This is a genomic window from Micromonospora sp. AMSO12t (genome assembly GCF_008806585.1).
Lineage (GTDB): Bacteria > Actinomycetota > Actinomycetes > Mycobacteriales > Micromonosporaceae > Micromonospora > Micromonospora reichwaldensis.
The window spans coordinates 1-3,874 of record NZ_WAAS01000413.1 but is presented as its reverse complement, the minus strand read 5'-3'; the positions used below and the strand labels follow the sequence as shown (position 1 = coordinate 3,874).

5 protein-coding genes are annotated in these 3,874 nt (G+C 76.1%); 1 reads left to right on the top strand and 4 read right to left on the bottom strand.

The annotated features are described in order from the left end of the window. Together F6X68_RS31465 and F6X68_RS31460 are read right to left on the bottom strand one after the other, a co-directional pair. The coding region (locus F6X68_RS31465; protein WP_192581621.1) for a lytic polysaccharide monooxygenase at positions 1-738 on the bottom strand (738 nt) is incomplete at its 3' end. A gap of 279 nt (positions 739-1,017) precedes the next feature. Then, positions 1,018-1,392: a nuclear transport factor 2 family protein gene (locus tag F6X68_RS31460; RefSeq protein WP_151457649.1), complete on the bottom strand. Its 375-nt coding sequence runs from the start codon at positions 1,390-1,392 to the stop codon at positions 1,018-1,020. A gap of 65 nt (positions 1,393-1,457) precedes the next feature. On the opposite strand from F6X68_RS31460, the gene F6X68_RS31455 reads away from it, so the two are divergent. Further along, positions 1,458-2,393 carry a PfkB family carbohydrate kinase gene (locus F6X68_RS31455; RefSeq protein WP_151457648.1) on the top strand — a complete coding sequence of 312 codons (936 nt, stop codon included), beginning with the start codon at positions 1,458-1,460 and terminating at the stop codon, positions 2,391-2,393. Between the two features lie 118 nt (positions 2,394-2,511). Here F6X68_RS31455 and F6X68_RS31445 read toward each other — a convergent pair whose 3' ends face one another. Both F6X68_RS31445 and F6X68_RS31440 read right to left on the bottom strand, forming a co-directional pair. After that, positions 2,512-3,339 (bottom strand): MBL fold metallo-hydrolase, encoded by an 828-nt coding sequence (locus F6X68_RS31445; protein WP_151457647.1) that lies wholly within the window; start codon positions 3,337-3,339, stop codon positions 2,512-2,514. Then, positions 3,336-3,740: a thioesterase family protein gene (locus F6X68_RS31440; protein WP_151457646.1), complete on the bottom strand. Its 405-nt coding sequence runs from the start codon at positions 3,738-3,740 to the stop codon at positions 3,336-3,338. The genes F6X68_RS31445 and F6X68_RS31440 overlap by 4 nt, the downstream gene beginning before the upstream one ends. Positions 3,741-3,874 lie beyond the last annotated feature (134 nt).

The following is a 3,874-nucleotide window of genomic DNA, read 5'->3' as shown; positions in this document are numbered from 1 at the left end:
CGTGGTCGGGTTGGGCGGCGGCGTGCCGCCCGGGCCGACGCCGGTGACCTCGCCGTTGCCCCCGTCGAAGGTGACGTCCGAGCAGCCGAAGAAGTTCTCCTGGCTGTCGGAGCGCACCCAGCGCGAGTAGATGAGGTGCCGGCCGCTCTTGTTGGTGGGCAGGTTGCCGCTGAAGTAGTAGTGCCCGTCGTTGGTGCCGCTCGAGCCGCGCTGCGGCGGGTTGGTCACCGTCAGGAACGGCTCCTCCAGGTCGCTCCACGCCAGCGGCCGGCCCGGGCTCCAGCTGTCCTTCGTGACGTAGAAGTAGAACGTGCCGGGGTGGTGGGCCCAGTTGCTGTAGCGGAACTCCATCCGCGCCCCGGCCGTCAGGTGGGTCAGCGGCCAGTCGGTGCGGGCCAGGTCGTAGCCGGCGAAGCCCGGATTGCCGCCGCTGCACAGCTTGCCGTCCGGGATGAAGCCGACGGTCCGGCCGGCGGCGTCGGAGCGCAGCACGCTGAACCAGTTGTAGAGCGAGTTGGCCCCGCTCTGCGCCACGGCGGCGGAGCACGCCGGGTTGTTCGGCTTGATCTCGCCCGTGGACGAGAGGCCGTCCTTCCAGCAGAGGAAGGTGCGGCTGCCGGGGGCCATCGGGGTGCCGTGCGCGGCGGCGGGGTCGGGCCCCGCCGTCAGGACGACGGCGCCCGCGAGAAGGGTGGCGGCCGCGGTGAGCAACGCGGCCATACGCGATCGGTGGGACACGGGGGTTCTCCTCACTCGTGGGACGGGGGAGTCCCACGGGCAACGCGCGCGGGGTGGCGGCACGGGCCGCCCCGCTGCGGCGCGGGCAAGACGGTCGCGGCGGACGTGCCCCGGCGCGGATGGCCGGCGTACGTGCGCCGTCGGCGGCCCGACTCGCGGGCCGATGCCCTCGCGTGGATGTGAACCCGGCGCCGGCGGCGCGGCAGCCCCCGCAACCGCCCGGCAAGCGCCATCCCACCACGGGACGGTGACGAGGCGCAATAGCCGTTGCTCGATGTGTCAGTAGCGGTCAGCGAGGTGTTCGCGGCCGGGCGGCGGCTCGTAGGCCGCCGGCCAGAACTCGGTGATCTCGCGGACGAGACCGGCGTCGTCGAGGTCGAAGAAGCTCGTGGCGGCAAGCTCCTCGCCCCGGTAGGCGCAGGTGATCCAGGTGGCGGCGCGCCGGCCCGAGGCGACCAGCCGGTTCACCGTGAGGTGCCAGCCGTCGGGGTACTCCTGGTTGAAGCGCAGGAAAGACTCCCGGCCCACGATCCGCTCGCGGGTCTGCGGCAGGTGGTAGACAACGTCGTCGGCGAGCAGCCCGGCGACGGCGTCCCAGTCCCGCGCCTCCAAGGCCGTCCAGTAGGCCGATACGGTGGCTTCGGCGCTCGTCATGGCGCGTACTGTGCCAGCCTGGTGCGACAAGATCGGTCGGCGCGCGGCGTGGACGGAGGACACCAATGGGGTACGCGGTGGTGCTCGGCGAGGCACTGGTCGACCTGCTCGACACCGAGCGTGACGGCGAGCCGGTCTACCGGCAGGCCGTCGGCGGCGGGCCGCTGAACGTGGCGGTCGCCGTCGCCCGGCTCGGCGGCGCGGTGCAGTTCGTCGGGTCGCTCGGCGACGACGTCCTGGCCGGGCGGATCCGCGACTTCCTGACCGGCGCGGGCGTCGGCCTGGCCGGGGCGGTCACCGTCGCCGCCCCGACCGCGCTGGCGGTGGCCACCTTCGCCGGCCCGGAACCCGACTTCCGGTTCTACGGCGAGCCGCCCTCCTACGGCCTGCTCGGCCCCGACGACCTCGACGCCGACCTGGTGGCGGGCGCCGACGTCCTCTACTGCGGATCGATCGTGCTGCTCCAGGCGCCGGCGCTGGCCGCCGCGCGCCGGGCCTGGGCGCTGGCGTCCGGGCTGCGGGTCTTCGACCCCAACGTCCGTCCCAGGCTGCTCGACGGGCCGGCCGCGCTGGCCGGGCTGCGCGAGGTGGTGGCCGAGTTCGCCGCCGGCGCCCACCTGGTCAAGCTGAGCGCCGCCGACGCGAAGCTGCTCTACCCGGGCGAACCCGAGGAGGGCGTGGCGGCGTACCTGCGGGAACTCGGCGCGGACACCGTGGTGGTCACCCTCGGCGCGGCCGGCGCGGTGGCCGCCGCCGCCGGCGCCGATCCGGTACGCGTACCCGCGCCGAAGGTCGCCGCGGTGGACGCCACCGGCGCGGGCGACTCGGTGATGGGCGCCCTCGTCGCGGAGCTGCTGGCCGGCGGCGAACCCGCCGAGCCGGCGGGCTGGCACGAGCGGGTGGCGTTCGCGCTGCGGGTCGCCGGCCTGGTCTGCGAGTCACCCGGCGGCGCGACCGCCATGCCCACCCGCGCGGAGGTCCACGCCCGCTTCGCCCGCTAGGCCGGCGTGCGGGCCCGCAGGGCCCGGACGGACCAGTCGAGGGCCGGCGCCAGGCTCTCGGGTGCCGGCCAGCCGTTGACCACGGAGAGCAGCCGCAGGTGACGCGAGGCGGTCGCCGTCAGGCGGTGCCGTCGAGTTCGGCGTAGCCGCGGCGGGCGGCGTACAGGGCGGGACGGGCCCCGAAGGGCGCCTCGGCGGCGACGCGCTCCGGCGGGGCACCGCCGGTGTGCCCGGCGCGAATGAGCCAGGCCAGCTCGACGAGCTGGGCGTGCTGCGCGCGTACGAACGCCGCGTCGACCGGCTCGCCGTGCCCCGGCACGACCACTGTGGCCGGGGTGGTCATCCGCAGCAGCTCCGCCACCGTGTCGGGCCACTGCAACGGGTACGACTCCTCGAAGGCCGGCGGGCCGCTCTGCTCCACCAGGTCCCCGGCGACCAGCACGTCGACGTCCGGCACGTGCACCACCAGGTCACCGGCGGTGTGCCCGCGACCGGGATGGCGCAGCACCACCCGCCGGCCGCCCACGTCGAGCACGGTCTCGCCGTGCACGGTGTGCGTCGGCGCCAGCAGCTCCGTGCCGGCCACCTCGGCGGCCAGCGTGGGGTGCGCGTCGCGCAGTTCCGCGTACGCCTCCCGGCGCAGCCGGTCCGGCTCGCGCATCGCCTCGGCGGCCAGCTCGTGGGCGTACACCGGGCGGGGCGGGTCGGCGGCGAGGGTCGCGTTGCCGAAGCAGTGGTCGAAGTGGTGGTGGGTGTTCACCAGCGTCCACGGATGGGGGGTGACCGCCCGGGCGGCGGCGGCCAGCTCGGCGGCCTGCCCGGCGGTGGAGAGCGTGTCGACCAGCAGGGCGGCCCCGTCGCCGACGACGAGCGTGACGTTGACGTGCAGCAGCGGCTCGCGCAGCACGTGCACCCCGTCGGCGACCCGCGTGAAGCGGGCGGTCACGACGACCGCGCGGCGCGTTCCACGAAGCGCTGCCGGTCGACCAGCACCCGCTCCACCCGGCCCTCGGCGACCGTCTCGTCGCCGTCGCTGACGCTGACCTCGAAGTACAGCCGCCGCCCCTCGACCGCGGTCAGCCGGGCCTGCGCCACCACCGTGCGCCCCACCGGGGTGGCCGCCCGGTGGTCGAGCTCGACCCGGGTGCCGACGGTGGTCGACCCGCCGGGCATCCGGGCGGCGGTGGCCGCCACCGTGGCGGCCTCGGCGAGGGCGAGCACCCGGGGCGTGCCCAGGACGGGCACGTCTCCGGAGCCGACCGCCTGGGCGGTGTCGGTGTCGGCGACGGTCAGCTCCACCCGGGCGGTGAGGCCCGGGGTCAGCGCGGGCTCCGGCTGCTCCTGCATGGCCAAAGCCTAGACGAGGCGGGCGGCGGGCGGCGGCGCGTGCGCGTCGGTCGCCCCCACCGGCGCACACCGCCCCCTGGGCGACGCGGGCACCGGCGCACCGGGCCGCCGGTTCCGCGCCGGTCCCGCCGCGC

Bases quoted from the DNA above. Each gene is read 5' to 3' on its own strand.
- F6X68_RS31460 (WP_151457649.1), bottom strand. From the start codon at position 1,392: ATGACGAGCGCCGAAGCCACCGTATCGGCCTACTGGACGGCCTTGGAG.
- F6X68_RS31455 (WP_151457648.1), top strand. From the start codon at position 1,458: ATGGGGTACGCGGTGGTGCTCGGCGAGGCACTGGTCGACCTGCTCGAC.
- F6X68_RS31440 (WP_151457646.1), bottom strand. From the start codon at position 3,740: ATGCAGGAGCAGCCGGAGCCCGCGCTGACCCCGGGCCTCACCGCCCGG.